Consider the following 3,278-nt stretch of genomic DNA (forward strand, 5'->3'; position numbering starts at 1 on the left):
ACCCACGAAATCCCATACCGCAACCGATCAACCGCCGCACGCTCCTCCCGCCGCCTCCGCCACGCCGAAAGCGCCGGCAACGCCTCACCCAGCGGCACCCCCAACCCCACCCCGAACTCCGAAGCGAGCGCCTTCTCATCACTGCGCTCGATCGCATCCCAGAAGGTGGAGTCCGTGTCCGTGTTCACCGGGACGACGGTCTTCGGGTTGGGCCAGTAGCGCTGGTGTTGGAAGGCGTAGGTGGGGAGGTCGATGACTCGTGCGCCGGTCGGCGTGTAGAACGCCGTCCAGTCGATGGAGGCGCCGGTGGTCCAGAGGCGGGCCAGGGCGGTGACCGCGGTGGTCGGTTCGGGGCGGTCACGACGGAGCAGGGAGACCGCTGTGCTGTCGCAGGTGTCCGCGATGGCGCCGATGAGACTGGCGTCGGGGCCGAGTTCCACGAAGCGGGTGACGCCGAGCGCCTTGAGGCGGGCCGTCGCGTCGGCGAATCGGACGGTGCCCCTGAGCTGGTCGACCCAGTAGTCGGCGGTGAAGTCGGTGACCGCCTCGCCGGTGAGGGTGGAGACGATCGGGATACGGGGGTGCTGGTGCTCGATCCCGGCCGACTCGGAGTGGAAGGCGTCCAGCATCGGGTCCATCAGCGGGGAGTGAAATGCGTGGCTGACATCGAGCCAGCGACCCTTACGGTCCGGGAGTGCGGCCGCGACCTGCTCCACCGCCGCACGCGAACCGGAGAGAACCACCTGTCCGGGCGCGTTGATAGCGGCGAGGGACACGCCGTCGATCAGGTGGGGGGTGACCTCATCCGCGGAAGCCCGTACCGCCCACATCGCACCACCAGCAGGTAGCGCCTGCATCAACCGGGCACGGGCCGCGACCAGACGGCAGGCGTCGTCCAGGGACAGCACACCCGAGACATGCGCGGCGGCCAGCTCACCGACCGAATGACCCACCAGATAATCCGGTACCAAACCCCAGGACTCCACCAACCGGAACAACGCCACCTCGACGGCGAACAGCGCGGGCTGAGCCCACCCCGTACCACCCAGCAACCCATCCGGATCCTCGAACATCACCTCACGCAACGGACGATCCAAGACGGTGTCGAACCGCGCACAGACGTCGTGCAGCACCGCATCGAACACCGGGAAGACCTCGGCCAGCTCACGGCCCATACCGACCCGCTGACCACCCTGACCCGAGAACACGAAACCAGTCAGACCGTTAGCGGCGACACCGGAAACCACGCCCGGGGACGATTCACCGGCTGCCAACGTCGCAAGAGCAGTACCCAAGTCTTCCGGTGTCGCGCCCAGTACCACCGACCGGTGCTCCAGGGCCGTGCGGGTCGTCGCCAGCGACAGCGCGGCGTCCAGCGGATTCACGGTGTTCACGACGGACAGCAATCGGACCGCCTGGGCCGCCACGCCGTCAGTGTTCTTCGCCGAGACCACCCAGGGCACCAGCGGCAGGAGGGTGCCCTGGGTGGTGGGCTCGGTAACCGCATCCTGCCCAGGTGCTTCCTCGATGATGATGTGGGCGTTGGTGCCGCTCACGCCGAACGATGAAATGCCCGCGCGGCGAGGTCGGTCGCCCTCCGGCCACGCCCGCGACTCCGCCAGCAGCTCCACCGCGCCCGCCGACCAGTCCACATGCGACGAGGGTGTACCCACATGGAGCGACTTCGGGAGTTCCTGGTGTTGAAGGGCGAGAATCATCTTGATGAGGCCGGCGACTCCGGCCGCCGCCTGGGTGTGGCCGATGTTGGACTTGATCGAGCCCAGCCACAGCGGGTCGGTCCGGTCCTGGCCATAGGTGGCCAGCAGGGCCTGCGCCTCGATCGGGTCACCGAGGGAAGTACCGGTGCCGTGCGCCTCCACCGCGTCCACATCCGCGGTTGCGAGGCCCGCATTGGCCAGGGCCTGCCGAATGACCCGCCGCTGCGACGGACCATTCGGCGCCGTCAGACCGTTCGAAGCACCGTCCTGATTCACCGCCGAGCCACGGACCACCGCGAGCACCGAATGACCGTTCCGCCGTGCATCCGAGAGCCGCTCCAGAACGAGGACACCAACACCCTCACCCCACCCCGTACCGTCCGCATCATCCGAGAACGCCTTGCACCGGCCATCCGATGCCAGACCACCCTGCCGGGCGAACTCCGCGAACGCACCCGGCGTCGACATCACCGTCACACCACCGGCCAACGCCAGCGAGCACTCCCCCGACCGCAACGACTGAGCCGCCAGATGCAAAGCCACCAGAGACGATGAGCACGCCGTGTCCACCGTGACCGCAGGACCCTCCAGACCCAGCGCATACGACACCCGACCCGACAGCACACTGCCCGAACTACCCGTACTCCCATACCCATCACCGGAGTCCCCGGCCATGGCCAACAGGGCGGGATAGTCCTGGCCGTTGGTGCCCGCGAAGACTCCCACCGGTGCGCCGCGCAAGGAGAAGGGGCCGATACCCGCACGTTCCAGGGATTCCCAGACGACTTCAAGCAGCAGCCGCTGCTGCGGGTCCATCGCCAACGCCTCACGCGGCGAGATACCGAACAGACCCGCATCGAAATCGGCTACCCCCTCAACAAACCCACCGACCCGAGCAAAACCATCACCGATCGAATCCCAGCCACGATCCACCGGGAACCCACCCAACGCATCCACCCCACCCGCAACCAGACCCCACAGACCCTCCGGAGACACCACCCCACCCGGGAAACGGCACCCCATCCCCACCACCACAACCGGATCATCCCCAGACACCGACACCACCGGCACGCTGAGTGGTGCCTCGTCCAGTCCGCCGAACAGTTCGCTGATCACGAAGTCCGCGAGGCCCTCCACCGAGGGGTAGTCGAAGACCACCGTGGACGCCAGCTTCAGCCCCGTCTCCGCCGCGAGGGCGTTGCGGAGTTCTACGGCGGTGAGCGAATCGAATCCGAGGTCACGGAAGGCGATCCCGGTATCCACCGCGCCCGGATCGGCGAATCCCAGTACTCCGGCGACCTGGCCGCGGACCACCTCCACCACCATCGACCGGAGCGCGGCCCCTGATGTGCCGGTCAGTCGTTGGACTAGTCCGCCGGCGCGTTGGGTCGTGCGGACGGTCGTCAGCGTCTCCGCCGGGACTATCTCATTCCACAGCGGGCTCGGGCGCACAGCCGTCACCGCAGGGACGAAACGCGACCAGTCGATATCCACCACCGTCACACACCCGGACACCGACTCCAACACACCCACCGCCACCTCAGGATCCAACGGCCGCAC

At 67.6% G+C, this 3,278-nt stretch carries 1 pseudogene; it reads right to left on the minus strand.

What is annotated here, in order from left to right:
* A pseudogene (locus ACH4S7_RS36505) lies at positions 1–3,263 on the minus strand (beta-ketoacyl synthase N-terminal-like domain-containing protein); the annotation flags it as partial.
* Positions 3,264–3,278 lie beyond the last annotated feature (15 nt).

Origin of the sequence: Streptomyces sp. NPDC020965 (genome assembly GCF_044333555.1) — a bacterium.
Lineage (GTDB): Bacteria > Actinomycetota > Actinomycetes > Streptomycetales > Streptomycetaceae > Streptomyces.